Raw genomic sequence first — 21,311 nt, forward strand, 5'->3', positions numbered from 1 at the left:
GCATGTCTCCGGCTGTCCAGATCGCGCTCGCGGTGGCGCTCGTCGTGGTGGTGTTCCTGCTCCTGCTCGTGCTGCGGCGCGACCGCCCCCGGGACCTGGTCGCCCCGGATCGCCCGGCCGGCGGCGGGCAGGCCGAGGTGCTCCGCCTGATCCACGCGGGGCGCCGGGTCGAGGCGGTCAAGGTGCTGCGTGAGCAGACCGGCCTGTCGCTGCTGGAGGCGAAGCAGGCGGTGGACGCGCTGGCGGCCGGCGGGTCCTGGTCGCCCGGCCCTCCGGCGCCCGGAAAGGGCGTCGACGACGCGGTGCGGGCCGAGGCCGCGCGGCTGCTGCACCGGGGCGAGAAGATCCAGGCGATCAAGGTGGTACGCGAGCACACGCACATGTCGCTCGCCGACGCGAAGCGGTACGTCGAGGGCCTCTGACGCCGGACGGCCGTCACCGGGCGTTCACCCTATAGTGGCAGTTGTCGATGCATTTCCGTCCTACCGTCGACGGGACACCCACCGCCTCCGGGAGGTAACCCCCGATGGATCGTCGTACCGTCCTGCGTGCCACAGCCGTCGGCGGCGCCGCCGCTTTCGCCGGTGGTCTCTGGGCCGCCGCGGCCGCACCGGCCCAGCCCGCCCAGCCCGGCCCCGGCCGGTACGGCGACCTGCTGTCCGCCGACGTCAACGGTCTCCAGTTGCCGGCCGGCTTCACCAGCCGGGTGATCGCGCGGTCCGGGCAGCGGGTCGCCGGCACCTCGTACACCTGGCACCCGGCGCCGGACGGCGGCGCCTGCTTCCCGTCCGGCGACGGCTGGATCTACGTCTCCAACTCGGAGGTGCCGCTCGTCGGCGGCGCGTCGGCGGTGCGGTTCGCCGCCGACGGCGCGATCGCCGCCGCGTACCGGATCCTCGGCGGCACGAACGTCAACTGCGCCGGTGGGCCGACCCCGTGGGGGACGTGGCTGTCCTGCGAGGAGGTGCCGCTGGGCCGGGTCTTCGAGACCTGGCCCGAGGGCGGCCGGGCCGGCGAGGAGCGGACCCGGATGGGCCGCTTCAAGCACGAGGCGGCGGCCTGCGACCCGCGGCGGCGGGTGGTCTACCTGACCGAGGACGAGTCGGACGGCTGCTTCTACCGGTTCGTGCCGGACACCTGGGGCGACCTGCGCACCGGCCGGGTGCAGGTGCTCTGCGCCCCGGACGGCCAGGTCACCGGCCCGGTGACCTGGCGGGACCTGCCGGACCGGGACGGGTTCCCGGTGCCCACCCGCCACCAGGTGGGCGCCGCGCAGACGTTCGACGGCGGCGAGGGCTGCTGGTACGCCGACGACACCTGCTGGTTCACCACCAAGGGCGACAACCGGGTGTGGGCGTACGACGCGGTGAACCAGCGGCTCGACCTCGCGTACGACGACTCGCTGGTGCCGGCCGGCGCCGCGCCGCTGACCGGCGTCGACAACATCACCGGCACCGCCGGCGGCGACCTCTACGTGGCCGAGGACGGCGGCAACATGGAGATCAACGTGATCACGCCCGCCGGTGTGGTGACCCCGTTCCTGCGGCTGCTCGGGCAGTCCGAGTCGGAGATCACCGGGCCGGCGTTCTCGCCGGACGGCAGCCGCCTCTACTTCTCCTCCCAGCGCGGCACCAGCGGCGCCCGGGCCGGCACCGGCGGCATCACGTACGAGGTGCGCGGCCCGTTCCGGCGCTGACCCGCAGCCGTCAGGCGCGGGCCGCCTCCCGGGTGGCCCGCCACCGGCTCGCCGCCAGCGTCGCGGAATAGCCGGACAGCACGATCACGTGGAACAGGTACAGCCACAGCAGCACCGCCACGCCGCCGCCGATCTCGTCGAAGCCGCCGAACGGCACGCCCAGGTCCAGCGGCAGCGAGCAGAACAGCACGAAACCGTGCAGGAAACCGGACAGGTTCGCCGCCGTGAACGAGCCCAGGACGACGGTGGCGAGCCAGTCCGGGGAGGCCGGGCCGACCACCCGGAACACCCAGATCAGCACCGGCGTGAGCACCAGCCACACCGCCAGGAACGACAGCACCACGCCGAGCGCGCCGATCCAGCCGCCCTGGCGTACCAGCCGGGTGGTCAGCGGCAGCCCCAGCAGGATCGACAGCAGCAGCGCCGGGGCCGGCGCCAGCAGCGGGAGCAGCAGCAGCCGGCCCCGCCAGCCGACCAGCGCACCGGACTCGGCGCGCGGCTCGGCCACCGAGACGAACGCGCGGCGCAGACCTTCGCCGTACAGCGAGGCCGGCAGCAGCGAGGCCAGCGCCAGCAGCGGAGTCAGCCCCAGCCCGGCCTCGACCAGCGCGGCCGCCGCCCGGTGCGCGCCGATCTCGGTGGGCAGCGTCTCGATCGCGTACCCGGTCAGCCGCCGCACCCGGTCCGCCCCGGCGAGCAGCCCGGTCAGCCAGATCGCCAGCAGCGCCACCGGCACCACGGCGATCGCGCCGTAGAACGTGATCGCGGCGGCGTGCAGGGAGAGATCCCGGCCACGGACCGGCCGGAACGCCGCAGCCGTGATCCGCTTCGCCCGATCCCACCCGTCGCCCATCGCCCTCTCGTTCCCCGTACGGCCCCGCGCCACGCATTACGATCCGGCGGCATGACGATCGCCACGACCGACCGGCTGGTGCTCCGGGACTGGACCGAGTCCCCGGACGACCTGGCCCGGATCTACGACATCTACTCCCGGAACGAGGTGATGCGCTGGCTGGGCGGCGGCAAGGGCCGGATGACCGACCCGTCCGAGGCGCGCGAGCGGGTCCGGTCCTGGCACGAACGCTGGGCGCCGTACGGCGGCCGCTGGGGCCTGTGGGCGATCGAGCCGCGCGCCGGCGGGCCGGTGGCCGGGAGCATCCTGCTCAAGCCGCTCCCGGGACGCGACGGCGTCACGCTGACCGACGACATCGAGGTCGGCTGGCACCTGCACCCCGACGCCCAGGGCAACGGCTACGCCACCGAGGCGGCCCGCGCGGTGCTGGAGCGCGAGTTCGCCACCGGCACCCCGAGGGTGTACGCGGTGGTGATGGCCGGGAACGACCCGTCGATGGCGGTGGCCCGGCGCCTCGGCATGACGCACGTGGGCGTGCGCACCGACTGGTACGGCGGTGCCGAGGTTGAAACGTTCGTCCTGGAACGTCCGGCCTGAGCAGTGCCGTTGGCAGTTCGCCCTCGGCCTCCTACGGTGGTGGGGATACGGGGGAGGCACTGATGGTCGACGGTGGCGACGCAGCGCGTTGGCTGCACCTCCACGCCGCCCGGGGCGGCCCGGACGACCTGTCGCTCCTGGTGAACCGGGTCGCGCCCGCCATCGGGGCCACCGACATCGTGATCTACCTGGCCGACTACACGCAGTCCTCGCTCGTACCCCTGGTCGGCGCGGGCGCGCCTCGGGACGAACTCACGATCGAGACGACGCTGGCCGGCCGGGCGTTCACCTGCCTCCAGGTGCAGCGCGCTCCCGACCGCCCGGACCGGCTCTGGGTGCCCCTGCTGCTCGGCTGCGAACGGCTGGGGGCACTGGAGATCGTGTCGTCGCGCGCCGGCGACCCCGCGCTGGACCGGCCGGCCTGGGAGGTTGCGGTCGCCGTCGCTCAGGTCCTGGTGAACCGCCGGCTCTACGGCGACGTCGTGGAACGGATTCGCCGCCGCCTGCCGATGCAGGTCGCCGCCGAGACCGTGTGGGGGCTGCTGCCGCCGCTGACCTTCGCAACGGACGAGCTGGTGATCACCGCCATCCTCGAACCGTGTTACGACGTCGGCGGGGACATCTTCGACTACGCGCTCAACGGTGACGTGCTCAGCGTCGGGCTCTTCGACACCTGCGGGCACGGGATCAAGGCGAGCGCGATGGCCTCGCTCGTGGTCAGCGCGTACCGCAACGCCCGGCGTACCGGTCTCGACCTGGTCGACACGGCGATCAGCATCGACAGGTGGGTCCGCTCCGAACACCCCGGCCTGTTCGCGACCGCGCTGCTCGCCGAACTCGACCGGCGGACCGGCGTGCTGCGGACCATAAACGCCGGCCACCCCGGCGCCATGCTGCTGCGGGACGGCAAGGCCGTCCGGGCACTGCCCGGACCGACCGCGCTGCCGCTCGGGCTGGGCAACCTGTCGACGCGGCGCCCGCGGGCGCACGAGGAGGCGCTGCACCCGGGCGACCGCATCCTCGCGTACACCGACGGCATCACCGACGCCCGGGGCGACGACGGGGAACGGTTCGGGCTGGACCGGCTCGTCGACTTCGTCGAGCGTGCCCTCAACGAGCGGCTGCCCAGCCCGGAGACGATGCGCCGGCTGGTGCGCGCCGTCCTCGCCTACCAGCAGGACCAGCTCGACGACGACGCCACCGCGCTGTTCCTGGAGTGGCAGCCCTCGCACCTGCCGTTGGCGCACCTGGAGCACCTCACCGCGCCAGACGGGACGATCGCGTCCCTGTAGCGTCGAGGAGGCGATCGAGGCGTGATCGACACCAGTTCGCCGAAGTGGTGGCATCGCGGCGCGTGGGATGCCACCACCTCGGCGAAGTGGAGCCGATCATGCCGCCGGGCACTCCGGGACGAACCGGGGTGAGGCGCTGGGGAACAATGGTCCGGTGACCACTCCCCGAGATCTCGTGCTGCTCGGTTCGACCGGCTCGATCGGCACCCAGGCCATCGACATCGTCAAGCGCAACCCGGACCGCTTCCGGGTGGTGGCCCTCGGCGCGGGTGGCGGCAACGTGGAGTTGCTCGCCGCGCAGGCGCTGGAGCTGGGCGTGGAGGCGGTCGGCGTGGCCCGCGCATCCGCCGCGCAGGACCTTCAGCTCGCGTTCTACGCCGAGGCGAGCAAGCGCGGCTGGGCCACCGGCGACTTCAAACTGCCCAAGATCGTGGCCGGGCCGGACGCGATGACCGAGCTGGCGCAGTGGCCGTGCGACGTGGTGCTCAACGGGGTGGTCGGCTCGCTGGGCCTGCCGCCGACGCTGGCCGCGCTGCACGCCGGGCGTACCCTCGCCCTGGCCAACAAGGAGTCCCTCGTCGCCGGCGGCCCGCTGGTCAAGGCCGCCGTCTCGCGACCGGGGCAGATCGTCCCGGTCGATTCCGAGCACTCCGCGCTGGCGCAGTGCCTGCGCGGCGGCGCCCGGGGTGAGGTGCGGCGGCTGGTGGTCACCGCCAGCGGCGGCCCGTTCCGGGGGCGGGGGCGCGACGAGCTGACCGCCGTCACGCCGGAGCAGGCGCTGGCGCACCCGACCTGGAACATGGGCCCGGTCGTCACGATCAACTCCGCCACGATGGTCAACAAGGCGCTGGAGGTGATCGAGGCGCACGAGCTGTTCGACGTGCCGTACGCCGACATCGAGGTGATGGTCCACCCGCAGTCGGTGATCCACTCGATGGTCGAGTTCACCGACGGGTCCACGCTCGCCCAGGCCAGCCCGCCGGACATGCGGCTGCCCATCGCGCTGGGCATCGGCTGGCCGGACCGGGTGTCCGAGGCGGCCGCCGCGGTCGACTGGACCACTGCCCACACCTGGGAGTTCTTCCCGCTGGACGACGCGGCGTTCCCGGCGGTCGCGCTGGCCAAGGCGGCGGGTGAGGCCGGGCGCTGCCGCCCGGCGATCTACAACGCGGCGAACGAGGAGTGCGTGGCCGCGTTCGTCGCGGGCCGGCTGCCGTTCCTCGGGATCGTCGACACCCTCCAGCGGGTGCTGGAGGACGCACCCGATTTCGACGAACCAGGTACCGTCGAGGACGTGCTCGCCGCCGAGTCGTGGGCACGGGCGCACGCCCAGGAGATCATCGTCGGGTCGGTGGAAGGAGCTCGATGAGCTATCTGCTCGGGGTGGTGCTGTTCGCCCTGGCGATTCTCATCTCGGTGAGCCTGCACGAGGCGGGGCACATGCTGACCGCCAAGGCGTTCGGGATGAAGGTCACCCGCTACTTCGTCGGCTTCGGCCCGACGCTGTGGTCGTTCAAGCGGGGCGAGACCGAGTACGGCATCAAGGGCATTCCGCTCGGCGGGTTCTGCAAGATCGTCGGCATGACGCCGCAGGACGACGACGTCGAGCCCGGGGACGAGAAGCGCGCGATGTGGCGCTACCCGGTCTGGAAGCGGACGATCGTGATGTCCGCCGGCTCGATCACCCATTTCGCGCTGGCCCTGATCGCGCTCTGGATCATCGCGATCACCGCCGGCCTGCCGAACCCGAAGTTCCCCTCCACCGAGGACGGCTTCAAGGCGGAGCCGGCCGTGATCGCGCTGGCCCCCTGCGTCGTGGTGGAGAACGCGGCCCGCGCCTGCCAGGCCGACGACCCGGCCAGCCCGGCCGAGAAGGCCCAGCTCAAGGACGGCGACCGGATCACAGCGGTGAACGGCCGGCCGGTCTCCACCTGGGGCGACATGCTCGACGTGGTCCGGGCCACCCCGCCCGGCGCGGCCACCGTCACCTTCGAGCGCGACGGCCGGTCGCAGGAGGCCCGGGTCGACCTGGCCGCGGTGCAGCGCCCGCCGCTGGACGACCCGAAGGGCGCCACCTCGTCGGTCTCCGCGCTCGGCGTGGCCCTGCGGCCGAGCACCCCGCCGCGGGTCGAGTACGGCCCGATCGCCGCGTTCGGCGCCACCGCCGACTTCACCGGCACCATGGCGGTGCAGACCGCGCACGCCATGCAGCGCATCCCGCAGAAGGTGCCCGCGCTGTGGAGCGCGATCACCGGCAGCGAGCGCGACATGGACACCCCGATCAGCGTGGTCGGCGCCACCCGGCTCGGCGGCGAGGCCGTGGAGAACAACGCCTGGCTGGTGTTCTTCATGCTCTTCGTGTCGCTGAACTTCTTCATCGGCGTGTTCAACCTGCTGCCGTTGCTCCCGCTGGACGGCGGGCACATCGCCATCGCCTGGTTCGAACGGGCGCGCTCCTGGCTGTACGCGCGCATCGGCCGCCGGGATCCCGGCCGGGTCGACTACCTCAAACTCATGCCGTTCACGTACGCGGTGATCCTGATCGGTGGCGCGTTCACGCTGCTGACAGTCACCGCCGATGTCATCAACCCCATCACGCTCTTCTCAAGGTGAGTGCCTGAAGTGACCGCTGTCAGTCTCGGTATGCCCCCCGTACCGCCGCCGCCGCTGGCCCCGCGCCGGGCCAGCCGCCAGATCATGGTCGGTTCGGTGCCGGTCGGCGGCGGCGCGCCGGTCTCGGTGCAGTCCATGACCACCACCCTCACCGCCGACGTCAACGCCACGCTCCAGCAGATCGCCGAGCTGACCGCGTCCGGCTGCCAGATCGTCCGGGTCGCCGTGCCGTCGCAGGACGACGTGGAGGCGCTGCCCGCGATCGCCAAGAAGTCGCAGATCCCAGTGATCGCCGACATCCACTTCCAGCCGAAGTACGTCTTCGCGGCGATCGACGCCGGCTGCGCCGCGGTGCGGGTGAACCCGGGCAACATCCGGCAGTTCGACGACAAGGTCAAGGAGATCGCGCGGGCCGCCGGCGACGCGGGTGTGCCGATCCGGATCGGCGTCAACGCGGGCTCGCTCGACAAGCGCCTGCTGGCCAAGTACGGCAAGGCCACCGCCGAGGCGCTGGTCGAGTCGGCGCTGTGGGAGTGCTCGCTGTTCGAGGAGCACGGCTTCCGGGACATCAAGATCTCGGTCAAGCACAACGACCCGGTGGTGATGATCCGCGCGTACCGGCTGCTGGCCGAGAAGTGCGACTACCCGCTGCACCTCGGCGTCACCGAGGCCGGCCCGGCGTTCCAGGGCACGATCAAGTCGGCGGTGGCGTTCGGCGCGCTGCTGGCCGACGGGATCGGCGACACCATCCGGGTCTCGCTGTCCGCCCCGCCGGTCGAGGAGATCAAGGTCGGCGCCGCGATCCTGGAGTCGCTGGGCCTGCGCGAGCGCGGCCTGGAGATCGTCTCCTGCCCGTCCTGCGGGCGGGCGCAGGTCGACGTCTACAAGCTGGCCGAGGAGGTCACCGCCGGTCTGGAGGGCCTGCCGGTGCCGCTGCGCGTCGCGGTCATGGGCTGCGTGGTGAACGGTCCGGGTGAGGCCCGCGAGGCAGACCTGGGCGTTGCCTCCGGCAACGGCAAGGGCCAGATCTTCGTCAAGGGCAAGGTCGTCAAGACCGTGCCCGAGGCGCAGATCGTGGAGACGCTGATCGAGGAGGCGCTGCGGATCGCCGACGAGATGGGCGCCGAGATCCCCGAGGAGCTGCGCGACCTGGTGCCGGGCGGCGCCACCGTCACCGTGCACTGATCTGCTTTTCGCGTCGCCGTGCGGCCGTCCCCGTCGGGGCCGGCCGCACGCGCCGTCTCAGGGCCGGGGCACGGCGGCGAACGGGGAGAGCGTGAACCAGCCGGGCGCGGCACGCCGCAGCGCCTCCGGCCCGCTCACCTCCACCGCGCCGCCGCGCAGCGCCGCCGCCCACCCCAGGTCGCCCATCCAGACCTGGACCAGGGCACGCAGGTCCGCGGTGACGGTCACCGTCACGTCGTGCCCGGGGTCGATGTCGCAGACGTCGGCTTCGCCCGCGGCGATCACCAGCCACCAGTCGCGCTGCGCCGCCGGCACGTCCCGGAAGCGGAACCGCACGACGGTACGCCCCGGCGGGACCGCGTCGTGGTCGACGTGCCGGTGCATGTCCCACAGCAGCAGCTTCGGGTCCAGTTCGGCGTAGCCCAGCTCGCCGATCCAGCGCACGCCCCAGGCGCCGAGCGCCTCCAGCACGGGCCGCAGCTCCCGCCCGGCGGCGGTCGGGACGTAGCGCACGTCGGCGCCGTCGACCCGCCGCTCCACCACCCCGGCGCGGACGAGCTGGTGCAGCCGGCGCGACAGCAGCGTGGGTGACATCCGGGGCAGGCCCCGGCGCAGGTCGTTGAAGCGTTCCGAGCCGCTGACCAGCTCCCGGACCACGAGCAGCGTCCACCGCTCGTCGAGCAGTTCCATGGCCTTCGCCACGGGGCAGAACTGGTGGTAGGAGGCCCCCATGGCGGGCACGCTACGCCCGGCCCGGCGGCCCGGCCAGGCACCTGTCGGGAGCGGTACAGATCTCGTACTGGGGGCCGTGTCGTCCGCTGCCTAGCGTCCTGTGCAGGGACGACAGCTGAGGAGCGGCAGATGATCGAGGAACGGGAACAGGACGCGGCGGTGAAGGCCCGGCACCGCGCGATGTGGGCGCTGGGCGACTACTCCGCAGTGGCCGCGCAGGTGATCCCGCAGTTGGGGGCGACGCTGGTCCGGGCCGCCGGAGTGGGACCGGGCATGCGGGTGCTGGACGTGGCGGCCGGGACCGGCAACGCGGCTCTTCCGGCGGCCCGGACCGGCGCGCAGGTGGTGGCCGGGGACCTCACCCCGGAGTTGCTGGCGATCGGGCGGGCGGCAGCCGAGCGGGAGGGCGTGACGCTGACCTGGGAGGAGGCGGACGCGGAGGCGCTGCCGTACGCCGACGGCGCGTTCGACGCGGTGCTGTCCTGTGTGGGCGTGATGTTCGCGCCCCGGCACCGGGTCGCCGCCGACGAGTTGCTGCGGGTGTGCCGGCCGGGCGGGACGATCGGCCTGGTCAACTGGACCCCGGAGGGCTTCGTGGGCCAGTTGTTCGCGGCCATGCGGCCGTTCGCGCCGCCACCGCCGCCGGGCGCGCAGCCGCCCCCGCTCTGGGGCGACGAGAACCACGTCCGGGAGTTGTTCGGCGACCGGGTCGACGCGCTCACGCTGGGGCGCGACGCCGTGGTGGTGGACCGGTTCGCCACGCCGGAACAGTTCCGGGACTTCTTCGCGACCCACTACGGGCCCACCGTGGCGGCCTACCGCGCGAACGCGGGCGACCCGGAGCGCACGGCCGGGCTCGACCGCGCGCTGACCGACCTGGCCGCCCGGCACCTGGACGGCGGCGTGATGCGCTGGGAGTACCTGCTCGTCACCGCGCGCCGGGCCTGACGGCACGCCGGTCGTGGTCCGGCCGGCGTGCCGTCGCGGCGGCGGCGCTCACTCGGACTCGGCGAGGATGGCGTAGAGCTTGCGCCGTGTCTCGTCGAGCACCTGCGCGGCACGGGCGCGCTGGTCGTCGGAGCCGGTGGTCATCACCTGCCGCAGCGCCTGCATGGCCTGCGCGCCGGCGTCGCGGATGTCGTGCCAGCTGTTTACCGTCTGCTCGGCGAACTCCGCCCAGGGCGGGGTCTGCGCAGCGGCGGTCGCCTCGGCCTGGCCCTGTTCGGTGAGCGCGAACCGTTTGCGCCCGCCCTCGGAGTCGGCGGCGGTCGCGATGACGCCCTCGTCCTCCAGCAGTTGCAGCGTCGGGTAGATCGACCCGGGGCTGGGCCGCCAGGCCCCGCCGGTGCGGGAGTCGATCTCCTGGATCATCTCGTAGCCGTGCATCGGCCGTTCGGTGAGCAGGGCCAGCACGGCGCCGCGCACGTTGGGCCGCCGGCCGTGTCCGCGCCCGCCGCGGCCCCGCCCGTGGCCGTGCGGTCCGGGCGGGAAGGGCGGCGGACCGGGGGGTACGGGCGGGAAGCCGAAGCCGCCCCGGCGGCGCATCTCGTCGTGCATGGCGTGCATCCGTCGATGGAAACCCATCAGGGCTCTCCTTCTGTCGTCGTATCACTGATGCATCAACGATATATCGGCAATGCATCGCCGACAAGACGCGGCTGGAACTCGGCTGCAAACCGTACGTTCGTACTGTTAGGCTGCCGGCGTGCGCCTGCTTCCCGAACCGGGCCCGTCCCGGACCCTCGCCCTCTCCACGCTCGTCAACACCGTCGGGCGGGGCACCTGGCTCACCGCCAGCGCGCTCTTCCTCACCCGCTCGGTCGGGCTCACGGTGGCCGCGGTCGGCGTGGCGCTCACCCTCACCGCGCTGGTCAGCCTGGTGGCGAGCACGCCGATGGGCTACCTGGCCGACCGCCTCGGCCCGCGCGGGCTCCAGATGGCCGCGCTGCTCGCCTCGGCCGGGTGCACCGCCGCGCTGGTAGCGGTGCGCTCGTTCCCCGGCTTCCTGGCCGTCGGCGTGCTGATGGCGCTCGCCGACGCGGGCACCCGGGGCGCCCGGGGCGCGCTGATCGCCGGCGCCGTCCCACCCGACCAGCGGGTCCGCACCCGCGCCTACCTGCGCGCGGTCACCAACGTCGGCATCTCGGTGGGCACCGTGCTGGCCGGGTTCGCGCTCGCCGCCGACACCCGCGGCGCGTACGTCACGCTGATCCTGCTCGACGCCGCGACCTACGTGCTGGCGGCGGCGGTGCTGCTGCGGCTCCCGCCGGTCCCGCCGGTGCCCGCCCCGGCGCACGGACCGCGGCTGATCGCGCTGCGGGACCGCCCGTTCCTCGCCTTCACCGTGCTGGACGGGCTGATGTCCATGCACTTCTCGCTGATCAACATCGCCCTGCCGCTCTGGATCGCCGGGCACACCACCGCGCCCAACTGGCTGATCTCCGTCTGCCTGCTCGTCAACACGGTGGTGGTGATCCTGTTCCAGGTCCGCGCCTCGCGGGGCACCGAGGACCTGACCGGCGCGGGCCGGGCCGCCCGCCGGGCCGGCGTCCTGCTCGCCGGCGCCTGCGCGCTGTTCGCCGCCGGTGGCGGCGTACCGGTCGCGGTGGCGGTGCCGCTGCTGCTGGCCGGCGCGCTGGTGCACGTCGTGGGGGAACTGTGGCACGCGGCGGCCGGCTGGGGCATCTCGTTCGGGCTGGCCCCGGCGCACGCGCACGGCCAGTATCAGGGAGCGTACGGGATGGGCATGCAGCTCGGCTCGATGGTCGCCCCGGTGGTGGTGACCACGCTCGCGATCGGCTGGGGCGTGCCCGGCTGGCTGGTGCTCGGCGGGGTGTTCCTGCTGCTCGGCGCACTCGTGCCGCCGGTGGTGCGGTGGGCCGCCCGGACCCGGCCGCCCGTGCCCGAACCGGCACCCGTGACGGTCGGCTGAGCCGCCGCTCACCGGAGCGGTCCGGGGTGCCCGGTCGGCCCGCGCGCCCCGGCGCGGATCTGGCAGGCTGGTAACCGTGCTCACGATGCCGGTACGCCAACTCGGGGAGTCGGAGCGCCGCGCGGTCGAGCGGCTGCTCGACCTCGACCCGTACGCCGGCGCGCAGGTCGCCGAGCGGGTGGCGGCGCGCGGGCTGGCCTGGTGGCGGGCCGAGGCGCGGATCCTCGGCTACGGCTCCCGCCGCAACCTGGAGTCGATCTGCTGGCTGGGTGGCAACCTGACGCCGGTGCTCGCGTCCGCGCCGGCGGTGACCGCGTTCGCCGAGCAGTTGAGCGGGCAGGAGCGGCTCTGTTCCTCGATCGTGGGCCGCGCCGACGCCGTACTCGGGCTCTGGGACCGCCTCTCCGCGTACTGGGGGCCGGCCCGGGACGTACGCCCGAACCAGCCCTTGCTGGCGACTGACGCGCTGCCCGCCGTGGCGCCCGACCCGGACGTGCGGCGGGTGCGCGGCAGTGAGGTCGACCGGCTGTTCCCGGCCGCGGTGGCGATGTACACCGAGGAGGTCGGGGTGTCGCCGCTGGCCGAGGACGGCGGGCGCGGCTACCGGCGCCGGGTGACCGAGCTGGTGCGCGCCGGCCGCGCCTACGCCCGTTTCGTCGACGGGCGGGTGGTCTTCAAGGCGGAGCTGGCGGTGGTGACCCGCCGGACCGCGCAGGTGCAGGGCGTCTGGGTGGCGCCCGAGTGGCGGGGCCGGGGCATCGCCACCGCCGCGATGGCCGCTGTGGTGCGCGACGCGCTGGACCGGGTCGCGCCCACCGTGAGCCTCTACGTGAACGACTTCAACCTGCCCGCCCGCCGGGTCTACGAGCGCTGCGGCTTCCGCCCGGTCGGCACGCTCGCCACAGTGCTGTTCTGAGGATCACGTCCCGCCGGAGGTCCCGAACCGGACACCCGGCGCTAGGCTGGGCATGTTTTTATACTGACTAGTCAGTTCGGAATTCGGGGTCTGATGAACATCGTCGAGACCAGCGGCCTGGGGCTGCGGACGCGCCGCGGCTGGGTCTACCGGGACGTCGACCTCACCGCCGCGAGCGGTGAGCTGGTCGCGGTCACCGGCCCGCCCGGCAGCGGACGCACCTCGCTGCTGCTCACGCTGGCCGGGCGCTTCCCGCACAACCACGGCGAGCTGCGCCGCCGGGGCCCGGCCGCGCTCGGCCAGGTGGCCGGCGTGCACGAGCCCGACCCGACGCTCACCGTCGCCGAGCACATCACCGAACGGCTGCTGCTGCTCGGCCCGGTACCGCGCCGCCGTCGGCGCCTGGTGCCGGTGGCCGCGGTGCGGGCCCGCCGGGCCTACCGCCGCGACGCCTACGCCGCCGCCGTCGCCGGCCTCACCGACGCGCCACTCGACCCCGACCGGTACGGCAGAGACCTCACCCCCGTCGAACGGCAGGTGCTCGGCCTGGTGCTGGCCAGCCTCGGCGGCCCCAGCCTGATCGTCGCCGACGACGTGGACGCCGGCGCCGACCGCCCCGAGCGGGAGTGGATGTGGGGCGCGCTGGAACGCCTCGCCGATCAGGGGTACGCGGTGGTCGCCAGCGCCCGCGCGGTCGAACCCGGCGTCGCCGCCACCGTGCACCGCATCGGCGACCCGGCAGTGCCCGCATGAGCGTCCTGCGACTTGCCCTGTTCGAGCTGCGCCGGATGACCCGGGGCCGGCTGCCGCGCGCCGCCCTGGCCGTGCTCACCATCGTCCCGCTGCTCTACGGCGCGCTCTACCTGTACGCGTTCTGGGATCCCTACGGGAAGATGGACCGCATCCCGGTCGCCCTGGTCAACGCCGACCGCCCGGCCACCGCCGGCGACGGCAGCGAGGTGCACGCCGGGCGCGACCTCACCGAGAAGCTGCTCGACCGCAAGGTGTTCGGCTGGACCGTGACCGACCAGGCCGATGCCGCGAAGGGGCTGCGCGACGGGCGCTACCACCTGGTCTTCTCCATTCCGGAGGACTTCTCCGCCTCGCTCGCCGCCGCCCCGGAACCGGACCGTCCGGCCCGGCAGGGTGAGCTGAAGGTCGTCAACGACGACGCCACCAACTACCTCTCCGGCCTGCTCGCCCGGTCGGCGTTCAGCGAGATCCGGGCCGTGATCACCCCCGAGGCCACCGCCAGCAGGAGCAGCATCGGGCGCTGGTCCGACGGCGGGTCGGCGGTCGCCACCTGCGCCGACATGGGCCCGATGTCGTACAGCTCGTCGATCAGCATCTCCATCTGCCGATCGGTGGGCGAGCCGGCGGTGTCCAGCAGGTAGCCCAGCGGTACGGCGGACAGGCCGAGCGCGTCGGCGGCGGCGGGGGAGAGCACCAGCCGGTCGACGCTGAGACCGCCGCGCAGCACGTACGCGGGCAGGAGCCGCCCGGAGGGCGGGCCGCCGGAGTTGTAGTTGACCTCCACCCGCACCTGCCCGTCCACCACCCGCCGGGCGTCGGTGACCACCACGCCGCCGGTGGCGAGCGTCCGGCGCGCGGCGGCCAGCTCGTCGGCGGGCGCGCCGGTGAGCGCGGCCAGCGCGGCGCCGTCGTCCACGAGCGCCGGCAGGTAGACGTCGACCGGCTCCTGGAAGGGGCTCACGCAGCGCGGATCGCGCCGGGCCGCGTCGGGGACCGGGTCGGAGGAGGTGTACGGGCAGCGCTGCTCGGGCGGAACGAGCGCGTACGCGGCGCAGTCGTTCTTGTCGCGGACGGTGCCGGCGCATCCGGGGACCGCGACGGGCGTCACAGTGGCGTCGGGCAGTACCGTGCGGGCCCGGGTGGCGACGACGTCGGCCGACGGCGGGTCCGCCGGGATGTCGCCGGAGTGGGTGAGCAGCACGTTGCCCGGCGGCAGACCGGGTTGCCAGAGCTCTCGCGACCGGGTCTCGTCGCTGGCCACGTAGACGCCGATCGCGACGCTTCCGGCGACGGCGGCCATCACCGCCGAGATGGCCGGCGCGGCCGACGACCGGTTGCGGCTGGCGTCGCGCAACGCGAGCCGGGGGGTGAGCGGCAGCAGCCGGCCGGCCCGGCCCAGCACACCGACGAGCGTCGGGGTGCAGAACACCAGACCCAGCTCGCCCAGGGCGACCCCGGCAAGCACACCGGTCTGCGAGGTGCGGCCGGCGGCGAACGCGGCGAGAGCGGTCCCGGCGACGGTGAGCGCCAGCCCGATCAGCAGCCAGCGGCGGCGCGGCCGGGACCCGTCGCGCCGGCCGGCCAGGCCGGTCGCCACGTCCTGCCGGGCCGCCGTCCAGGCCGGGGCCATCGCCGCCAGCACCCCGGCCAGCACCGCCGTCGCGGCGATCGCCACCAGCGCGGACGGGAAGATCCGGTACGCGCCGAGGCGCTCGCCGAGCAGGTACTGCTCGACGATCGGCCGGCCGGCGAACGCGGCGCCGATGCCGAGCAGCAGGCCGAGGGCGGCCCCGCCGGCCCCGAGCACCACCCCGTCGGCGAGCACGATCCGGCGCAGGTGGGCGGCGTCGCCACCGGCCACCGCGACGAGCGCGAGGTCCCGCCGCCGGCGGCGGACGCTCACCGCGAAGGCCGGGCCGACCAGCAGCACCACCTCCAGCAGGCCCAGCCCGCCGACCACCCCGACGACGCCGGCCTCGTCGGCGTCCGGTACGCGCATGCCGCGGGAGAACTCGTCCCGTCCGGGCAGCCGGTCGCGGGCGACGACCTGGACGCCCTGCGCGTTCAGCCGGTCGACCAGCCCCGGATCCAGCGGGCCGGGCAGGTCCACCAGCCAGGTGTCGCTGCCGGCCGTGCCCTCCGGGGTCACCCCGGGCAGCGTGATCACGTCCCGGAGGTTGTCCGGGTACTCCACCACCCCGACCACCCGGTAGGTGGTGCCGTCGATGGTGCGTACCGGGTCGCCGATGCGGGTCTCCAGCCGGCGCAGCGCCGTCGGGCTGACCGCGATCTCGTCGGGGCGTACCGGCGGCCGGCCGTCGCGGACCCGGGCCAGCGGCCGGGTGAGCGGGTCGGTCAGGTCCACCGCGCGCGCCTCGATCGACTCGACGTGCCGGCCGATCCGCGTCGAGAACGTCATCCACCAGCGCGTGCGGGCCACCCGGCTGCCCTCGGGCAGCAGCGCGCGCACCTCCTCGGCGGTCGCCGGACGGGTCCGGTCGACCCATTCGCCCTGGACCGGCCAGGCCGACTCGCCCCAGGCGTCCTGTGTCACCGCCGTCAGGCTGTCCCAGCGCAGCGCCACGTCGGCGCCGCCGAGCTGGCGCTCGATCCGTTCGGCGCGGTTCAGATCCGCCATGTCGTAGCTGACCGCGGCGAAGCTGAGGCCGAGCACCGGCAGCGCGATCATCACCAGCACCAGCAGCGTGCGCCGCCGGGACCGCCGGGCCTCCCGGCGGGCGATCCGCAGCGCGGTCCGCCACGATCCGCGTACGGCGGCGAGGCGGCCGCCGGTCACCGGAGGCTGCCGCTGAGCAGGTGGTCGACGCCGATCAGCGGGGCGGTCGAGTCGACCATCACCCCGTCGCGCAGGAAGACCACCCGGTCCGCCCAGCCGGCGTGCCGGGCCTCGTGGGTGACCAGCACCCCGGCCGCCCCGGCGTCGACCCGGCGGCGCAGCAGGTGCAGCACCGCCTCACCGGTCTGCGAGTCCAGCGCGCCGGTCGGCTCGTCGGCGAGGACCAGGCGGCGTTCGCCGACGAGGGCCCGGGCGATCGCGACCCGCTGCTGCTGTCCGCCGGACATCTGGTCCGGGAAGCGGTCGGCCAGGTCCTCCAGGTCGACCTCGCGCAGCGCGTCGAGGGCCGACTGGCGGGCCGCCCGTACGCCGGCGCCGTCCAGTTCCAGGGGGAGCGCCACGTTCTCCACGGCGGTCAGGCTGCCGAGCAGGTTCAGATCCTGGAAGACGTACCCGATCCGGCGGCGGCGCAGCCGGGCCAGCTCCCGGGCGGACAGCCCGACCAGCGCCTCGCCCTCGACCACCACCTCGCCGCTGGTCGGCCGGTCCAGGCCGCCGGCGAGCGCCAGCAGCGTGGACTTGCCGGACCCGGAGGGGCCCATCACCGCCACCAGTTCCCCGGCCCGCACGGTCAGGCTCACGCCGCGCAGCGCGTGCACGGCGGCCTCACCGGTGCCGTGGGTACGGCGTACGTCCCGCAGTTCCAGCACCCCGTCGATGGGGTCCATCAGCGCCTCCCGTGCCGGGTCACCGGCGGGCTTCGTCGCCGGCCCGGTCCACCGCCTCGGGGTGGTCGACCGCCCGGATCGGCGCCGGGCGGTGCCGGACCAGGCTGGTCTCGCAGTGGTCGAGCCACCGCACCTCGGCCTCGGTCTGGAAGATCATCGCGTCCAGCACCAGCCGCCAGGGTAGATCCTCCGGCTTGTCGCTCGTGTACTTCAACCGGGTGAACTCCTGGAGCGCGCGCATGGTGGCGGTGCGCTGGGTCTGCACCACCGCGCGCACGTCGACGCCCGGCGTGGTCAACGCCAGCGCCAGCTTGATCGACAACTCGTCGCGGGGACGGTCGGCGCGGCTGATCGGGGTGGCGAACCACATCGCCAGGTCCGCCCGTCCGGCGTCGGTGATCTCGTACGGCCGCTGCCCGCTCTCGTTCTCCGGCAGCGGGCGCACCAGTCCGTCGCGTTCCAGCCGGGCCAGCGTGGTGTAGACCTGCCCGATGTTCAGCGGCCAGGTCGACCCGGTGGACTCCTCGAACGCGGCACGGAGCTGATAGCCGTACATCTGGCCGCGTTCGAGCAGGGCGAGCAGGCCGTGACGGATGGACATGACCGCGAGTATGCATACCTGGTATGCGCAGCGCAACCGGGAAGCTTCGCCGGGTGACCGGCGTCGCGCTCAGGCGGGGCGGCCCGGGAACGGAACGGTGACCGGTGTCACGCCCGCCGTACGCCGCCAGCGGGTGGCCCGCAGCGCGCAGTCGGTGAGCGCGGCGAGCGCCGTGTTCCGCTCCACGCCGCTGGTGTGCGCGAGCGCGGCCCGCCAGTGCCCGGCGGTCCGCTCCTCGATCTCCACCGCCAGCCGCAGCGCTCCCGCCCGGTCGGTGACCGGATAGGGCAGCGCGTACCCGGCCCGGTCCGCGGGTACCTGCCCGGAGCCCTCGGCGAGCTGCAGGAGCAGCGCGTCGCGGCGGGACCGGTGCGCCGCCTCGGCGGCCCGGGCCGCCGTCCGCGCCGCGCCGGTGAGGTGCACGCCGATCACCCCGTACGCCCAGATCGCCGCGTACTCGGCGGCGAGCGCGTCGGCGAGGGCCTGTGCCGGGCTCGGGCTCTTTGTCGGGTTCATTTGAGCGCCTCCACGTGGGTCGCCCGCGCGGCGGCGATCGAGCCGAGCAGCGCGGCCCGCTCGGCCGGCGCCTCGGCGCAGGCCTTCGCCGCGTTGGTCCGGCCCTCCTGTTCGGCCTGACGCAGCTCGGTGAGCACGGCGTCGGGCGCGGGCGCGCTCGCCGAGCCGGCGGCCGCCGGCGTGCCGGAGGGAGCCGGCCGGCCGATGACCCGGCGTAGCTCCTCGGCGTGCGCCTTGTGCGCGTCGGCGATCGGGGTGAGCCGTCCGGCGAGCGCCGGGGCGGCGGTGGCGGCGGCCCGGTAGCGGGCCTCCAGCGCCAGCGCCTCGGCGGCCAGCGGCTCCAGCGCATCAGGCGCCGGTGGCTCCTGGTCGCGGTCGAAAAGATCACAACCGGTCAGCGGCGCGGCCGCGCCGCCGAGCGCCACGAGCCCTCCGGCGCGCAGCAGCCAGCGCCGGGAATGCCCCGCTCTGACCTGGTCGGATGGTGTTCTGCCGGTCCCCACCTGACAGAGTCAACACCATTCGCGCCGCCTCGTGGGTCAGGGTCTCGGTGCGCCGCCGGGTCCGTCCGCGGCCGTTAGCGTTACGCTCTGCGCAACCACCGGGCGCGGACGCCCCGGTGGCGTGCCGGTATGGCGAGCCGACCGCTCGCACCGGCCCGGGACAACACGGCCCGTGGGTCGTGGCAACAGCAGGAGAGGTGCGCGGAATGACGCAGCGTGGCCGTGCCACCCGGCCGACGGGGCCCGCCGGGCGGCCCCGCCGGTCCGACGGCCCCCGCGGCGCGGAGCGCAGCGGCGCACCCCGTGGCGATCTGAACGCGCGCCGCAACCGGCTGCGCGAGGTGATCGAACCGGTCGTCGCCGCGGCCGGCTACGACCTGGAGGACCTTTCCGTCTCCCGCGCCGGGCGGCGGCACGTGGTCCGGGTGATCGTGGACGCCGACGGCGGGATCAACCTGGACGCCGTGGCGGACGTCTCCCGCGCGGTGTCGGCGGCCCTGGACGCGGCGGAGGAGTCCGGCGGCGACATCGTGGCCGGCGAGTACCAGCTGGAGGTCAGCTCGCCCGGCGTGGACCGCCCGCTCACCCTGCCCCGGCACTGGCGGCGCAACGTGGGCCGGTTGGTCAAGGTCACCGTCCGCGGCGACGCCGGGGACCGCCAGCTCACCGGCCGGATCACGGCCGCCGACGACGAGCGCGTGGAGCTGGAGACCGACGCCGGCCCCGTGGCACACCCGTACGCCGAGCTCGGGCCCGGCCGGGTCCAGGTGGAGTTCAGCCGCCTGGACGACCTGGCCGACGAGGACCTCGGCGACGACACAGACACCGACGACGACGAAGATCTGGAGGACGAGGAGAGGTGAACATCGACCTCGCGGCGCTGCGCGCCCTGGAGCGCGAGCGGGAGATCCCGTTCGACACGATCCTCGCGGCGATCGAGACCGCGCTGCTGACCGCCTACCGGCACACCGACGGCGCCGAGTCGCACGCCCGGGTGGAGATCGACCGCAAGAGCGGGGCCGCCTCGGTCTTCGCGCAGGAGCTCGACGCCGACGGCACCGTCACCCGGGAGTGGGACGACACTCCGCACGACTTCGGGCGGATCGCCGCCATGACCGCCAAGCAGGTGATCCTCCAGCGGCTGCGGGAGGCCACCGACGAGGTGCACTTCGGCGAGTACGTGGGCCGCGACGGTGACCTGGTCACCGGCGTGGTGCAGGCGCACGAGACGCGCCGGGAGAAGGGCATCGTCAGCGTCGACCTGGGCAAGCTGGAGGGTGTCCTGCCGCAGTCCGAGCAGGTCCCGGGCGAGCGGTACGAGCACGGCGAGCGGATCCGCTGCGTGGTCGTGCACGTCGCCAAGGGCATGCGCGGGCCGCAGATCACGCTGTCCCGGTCGCATCCGGCGCTGGTGAAGAAGCTGTTCGCGCTGGAGGTGCCGGAGATCGCCGACGGCACCGTGGAGATCGGCGCGATCGCCCGTGAGGCAGGTCACCGTACGAAGATCGCGGTCCGCTCGACCGCGTCCGGCGTCAACGCCAAGGGCGCCTGCATCGGCCCGATGGGGCAGCGGGTCCGCGCGGTGATGAGCGAGCTGCACGGCGAGAAGATCGACATCATCGACTGGTCGGACGACCCCGCGACGTTCGTCGGCAACGCGTTGTCGCCGGCCAAGGCGCTGCGGGTCGAGGTGGTCGACCTGGCCTCCCGTACCGCCCGGGTGACGGTCCCGGACTTCCAGCTCTCGCTCGCGATCGGCCGGGAAGGGCAGAACGCCCGCCTGGCGGCCCGCCTGACCGGTTGGCGCATCGACATCCGGTCCGACGCGGAGACCGCGGCCCCGCAGAGCCGGGGCGGAGCTGATCACGTCCCGGAGCCGGGCGGCGCGATCTCCGGCGGCTAGGGGTAGACTTACTCAGTGGCACGACGCGCGATTCCGGAGCGCACCTGTGTGGGCTGCCGGAAACGGGCGCCGGCCAGCGAGTTGTTGCGGGTTGTCGCGATCGGTGACGAGGCTGGTCACATCAGTCTCAGGCCCGATCCGGCCCGCAGACTGCCGGGTCGGGGAGCGAACATGCACCCTGATCCGGCCTGCTTCGCGCAGGCGGTGCGGCGTCGCGCCTTCGGGCGGGCACTGCGCCTCACCGGGGTTCCTGACCACGGTGCGCTTGCGGAGCACGTCGACGCGCAACCCCCGACGACCGGTCAAGCCCGACCGGTCGAGGGTCGCTAGCAAGGTAGGACGACCGACATGAGCACACGATGAAGTCCCTGAAATGACCAGGCTTCAAGTGCACGAGTGAGGTCGCTGCGGGTGCTGCCCGCACGACCTCGGAGTGAGGAGTGCAGTGGCAGGAAAGGCCCGCGTACACGAGCTTGCCAAGGAGCTCGGGGTCGAAAGCAAGACCGTTCTCGCCAAGCTCAAGGAAATGGGCGAGTTCGTGAAGTCCGCGTCCAGCACCGTCGAGGCGCCTGTCGCCCGGCGGCTGCGTAGCGCCTTCGTAGCCGGTTCGTCGGCGCCCGCCGGCCCGCCGGCTGCCGCGCCCAGCGGTCCGGCACCGACCCCGACGCCCACCCCGACCCGGGGGGCACCCGGG

At 74.0% G+C, this 21,311-nt stretch carries 22 protein-coding genes and 2 pseudogenes; 16 read left to right on the top strand and 8 right to left on the bottom strand.

Features of this window, described 5'->3' with window-relative positions; translation table 11 throughout:
* Window positions 1–2: 2 nt before the first annotated feature.
* Entirely contained in the window at window positions 3–422 is a 420-nt protein-coding gene (locus tag BAW75_RS14890) for a 50S ribosomal protein L7/L12 (protein WP_043325875.1), read from the top strand.
* A 104-nt stretch (window positions 423–526) separates the two neighbouring features.
* A complete protein-coding gene (locus tag BAW75_RS14895; protein WP_104113938.1) occupies window positions 527–1,696 on the top strand; it encodes an alkaline phosphatase PhoX in 1,170 nt (389 codons plus the stop codon).
* 10 nt (window positions 1,697–1,706) lie between these two features.
* On the opposite strand, the gene BAW75_RS14900 is transcribed toward BAW75_RS14895, so the two are convergent.
* Window positions 1,707–2,549, bottom strand: a complete 843-nt coding sequence (locus BAW75_RS14900) for a YhjD/YihY/BrkB family envelope integrity protein (protein ID WP_069089231.1) — start codon at window positions 2,547–2,549, stop codon at window positions 1,707–1,709.
* Between the two features lie 51 nt (window positions 2,550–2,600).
* On the opposite strand from BAW75_RS14900, the gene BAW75_RS14905 reads away from it, so the two are divergent.
* The 5 genes from BAW75_RS14905 (at window position 2,601) to ispG (ending at window position 8,236) form a co-directional block, all read left to right on the top strand.
* Window positions 2,601–3,146 carry a GNAT family N-acetyltransferase gene (locus BAW75_RS14905; protein ID WP_104113939.1) on the top strand — a complete coding sequence of 182 codons (546 nt, stop codon included), beginning with the start codon at window positions 2,601–2,603 and terminating at the stop codon, window positions 3,144–3,146.
* A gap of 62 nt (window positions 3,147–3,208) precedes the next feature.
* Entirely contained in the window at window positions 3,209–4,438 is a 1,230-nt protein-coding gene (locus BAW75_RS14910) for a PP2C family protein-serine/threonine phosphatase (RefSeq protein ID WP_104113940.1), read from the top strand.
* 154 nt (window positions 4,439–4,592) lie between these two features.
* On the top strand, window positions 4,593–5,807 hold the full coding sequence (dxr, locus tag BAW75_RS14915) for a 1-deoxy-D-xylulose-5-phosphate reductoisomerase (RefSeq protein WP_104113941.1): 1,215 nt from the start codon (window positions 4,593–4,595) through the stop codon (window positions 5,805–5,807).
* Entirely contained in the window at window positions 5,804–7,051 is a 1,248-nt protein-coding gene (locus BAW75_RS14920; RefSeq protein ID WP_030504229.1) for a M50 family metallopeptidase, read from the top strand. The genes dxr and BAW75_RS14920 overlap by 4 nt, the downstream gene beginning before the upstream one ends.
* A 9-nt stretch (window positions 7,052–7,060) precedes the next feature.
* Window positions 7,061–8,236, top strand: a complete 1,176-nt coding sequence (gene ispG, locus BAW75_RS14925) for a flavodoxin-dependent (E)-4-hydroxy-3-methylbut-2-enyl-diphosphate synthase (RefSeq protein ID WP_104113942.1) — start codon at window positions 7,061–7,063, stop codon at window positions 8,234–8,236.
* Window positions 8,237–8,293: 57 nt separating this feature from the next.
* Here ispG and BAW75_RS14930 read toward each other — a convergent pair whose 3' ends face one another.
* Window positions 8,294–8,968 (bottom strand): winged helix-turn-helix transcriptional regulator, encoded by a 675-nt coding sequence (locus tag BAW75_RS14930; protein ID WP_104113953.1) that lies wholly within the window; start codon window positions 8,966–8,968, stop codon window positions 8,294–8,296.
* Window positions 8,969–9,097: 129 nt separating this feature from the next.
* On the opposite strand from BAW75_RS14930, the gene BAW75_RS14935 reads away from it, so the two are divergent.
* A complete protein-coding gene (locus tag BAW75_RS14935) occupies window positions 9,098–9,916 on the top strand; it encodes a class I SAM-dependent methyltransferase (RefSeq protein WP_104113943.1) in 819 nt (272 codons plus the stop codon).
* A 48-nt stretch (window positions 9,917–9,964) separates the two neighbouring features.
* Here the strand turns inward: BAW75_RS14935 and BAW75_RS14940 are convergent, their stop codons facing one another.
* Entirely contained in the window at window positions 9,965–10,552 is a 588-nt protein-coding gene (locus tag BAW75_RS14940; protein ID WP_104113944.1) for a PadR family transcriptional regulator, read from the bottom strand.
* A gap of 121 nt (window positions 10,553–10,673) precedes the next feature.
* Here BAW75_RS14940 and BAW75_RS14945 point away from each other — a divergent pair, with 121 nt between their 5' ends.
* The 4 genes and pseudogenes from BAW75_RS14945 to BAW75_RS14960 form a co-directional block, all read left to right on the top strand.
* The gene (locus tag BAW75_RS14945) at window positions 10,674–11,900 is read left to right on the top strand and encodes an MFS transporter (RefSeq protein WP_104113945.1); all 1,227 of its coding nucleotides are present in this window, start codon (window positions 10,674–10,676) and stop codon (window positions 11,898–11,900) included.
* Between the two features lie 76 nt (window positions 11,901–11,976).
* A complete protein-coding gene (locus BAW75_RS14950; RefSeq protein WP_104113946.1) occupies window positions 11,977–12,816 on the top strand; it encodes a GNAT family N-acetyltransferase in 840 nt (279 codons plus the stop codon).
* 93 nt (window positions 12,817–12,909) lie between these two features.
* Window positions 12,910–13,569, top strand: coding sequence for an ATP-binding cassette domain-containing protein (locus tag BAW75_RS14955; protein ID WP_104113947.1), 660 nt, complete (start codon window positions 12,910–12,912; stop codon window positions 13,567–13,569).
* 35 nt (window positions 13,570–13,604) lie between these two features.
* A pseudogene (locus BAW75_RS14960) lies at window positions 13,605–14,009 on the top strand (YhgE/Pip domain-containing protein); the annotation flags it as partial.
* Here BAW75_RS14960 and BAW75_RS14965 read toward each other — a convergent pair.
* From BAW75_RS14965 to BAW75_RS14985, 5 genes are all read right to left on the bottom strand, one after another.
* On the bottom strand, window positions 13,997–16,366 hold the full coding sequence (locus tag BAW75_RS14965; protein ID WP_244206122.1) for an FtsX-like permease family protein: 2,370 nt from the start codon (window positions 16,364–16,366) through the stop codon (window positions 13,997–13,999). The pseudogene BAW75_RS14960 and the gene BAW75_RS14965 overlap by 13 nt on opposite strands.
* Window positions 16,363–17,094 (bottom strand): ABC transporter ATP-binding protein, encoded by a 732-nt coding sequence (locus BAW75_RS14970; RefSeq protein WP_104113948.1) that lies wholly within the window; start codon window positions 17,092–17,094, stop codon window positions 16,363–16,365. The genes BAW75_RS14965 and BAW75_RS14970 overlap by 4 nt, the downstream gene beginning before the upstream one ends.
* A gap of 19 nt (window positions 17,095–17,113) precedes the next feature.
* Window positions 17,114–17,695 (bottom strand): PadR family transcriptional regulator, encoded by a 582-nt coding sequence (locus BAW75_RS14975; protein WP_030503427.1) that lies wholly within the window; start codon window positions 17,693–17,695, stop codon window positions 17,114–17,116.
* A gap of 69 nt (window positions 17,696–17,764) precedes the next feature.
* Entirely contained in the window at window positions 17,765–18,211 is a 447-nt protein-coding gene (locus BAW75_RS14980) for a ferritin-like domain-containing protein (RefSeq protein ID WP_104113949.1), read from the bottom strand.
* Window positions 18,208–18,657: a hypothetical protein gene (locus tag BAW75_RS14985; protein ID WP_176722874.1), complete on the bottom strand. Its 450-nt coding sequence runs from the start codon at window positions 18,655–18,657 to the stop codon at window positions 18,208–18,210. The genes BAW75_RS14980 and BAW75_RS14985 overlap by 4 nt, the downstream gene beginning before the upstream one ends.
* Window positions 18,658–18,920: 263 nt before the next feature.
* Between BAW75_RS14985 and rimP the strand changes: the two genes are divergently transcribed.
* The 4 genes and pseudogenes from rimP to BAW75_RS15005 all read left to right on the top strand — a co-directional run.
* The gene (gene rimP, locus BAW75_RS14990; RefSeq protein WP_069089328.1) at window positions 18,921–19,577 is read left to right on the top strand and encodes a ribosome maturation factor RimP; all 657 of its coding nucleotides are present in this window, start codon (window positions 18,921–18,923) and stop codon (window positions 19,575–19,577) included.
* Window positions 19,574–20,617 (top strand): transcription termination factor NusA, encoded by a 1,044-nt coding sequence (nusA, locus tag BAW75_RS14995; RefSeq protein WP_030503423.1) that lies wholly within the window; start codon window positions 19,574–19,576, stop codon window positions 20,615–20,617. Before rimP ends, nusA begins: the two co-directional genes overlap by 4 nt.
* 15 nt (window positions 20,618–20,632) lie before the next feature.
* Window positions 20,633–20,969 (top strand): annotated as a pseudogene (locus BAW75_RS15000) (YlxR family protein).
* A gap of 93 nt (window positions 20,970–21,062) precedes the next feature.
* Window positions 21,063–21,311: translation initiation factor IF-2 N-terminal domain-containing protein (locus BAW75_RS15005; RefSeq protein ID WP_146074844.1), on the top strand; the 249-nt coding region annotated here is incomplete at its 3' end.

Origin of the sequence: Micromonospora chalcea (assembly GCF_002926165.1) — a bacterium.
Lineage (GTDB): Bacteria > Actinomycetota > Actinomycetes > Mycobacteriales > Micromonosporaceae > Micromonospora > Micromonospora chalcea.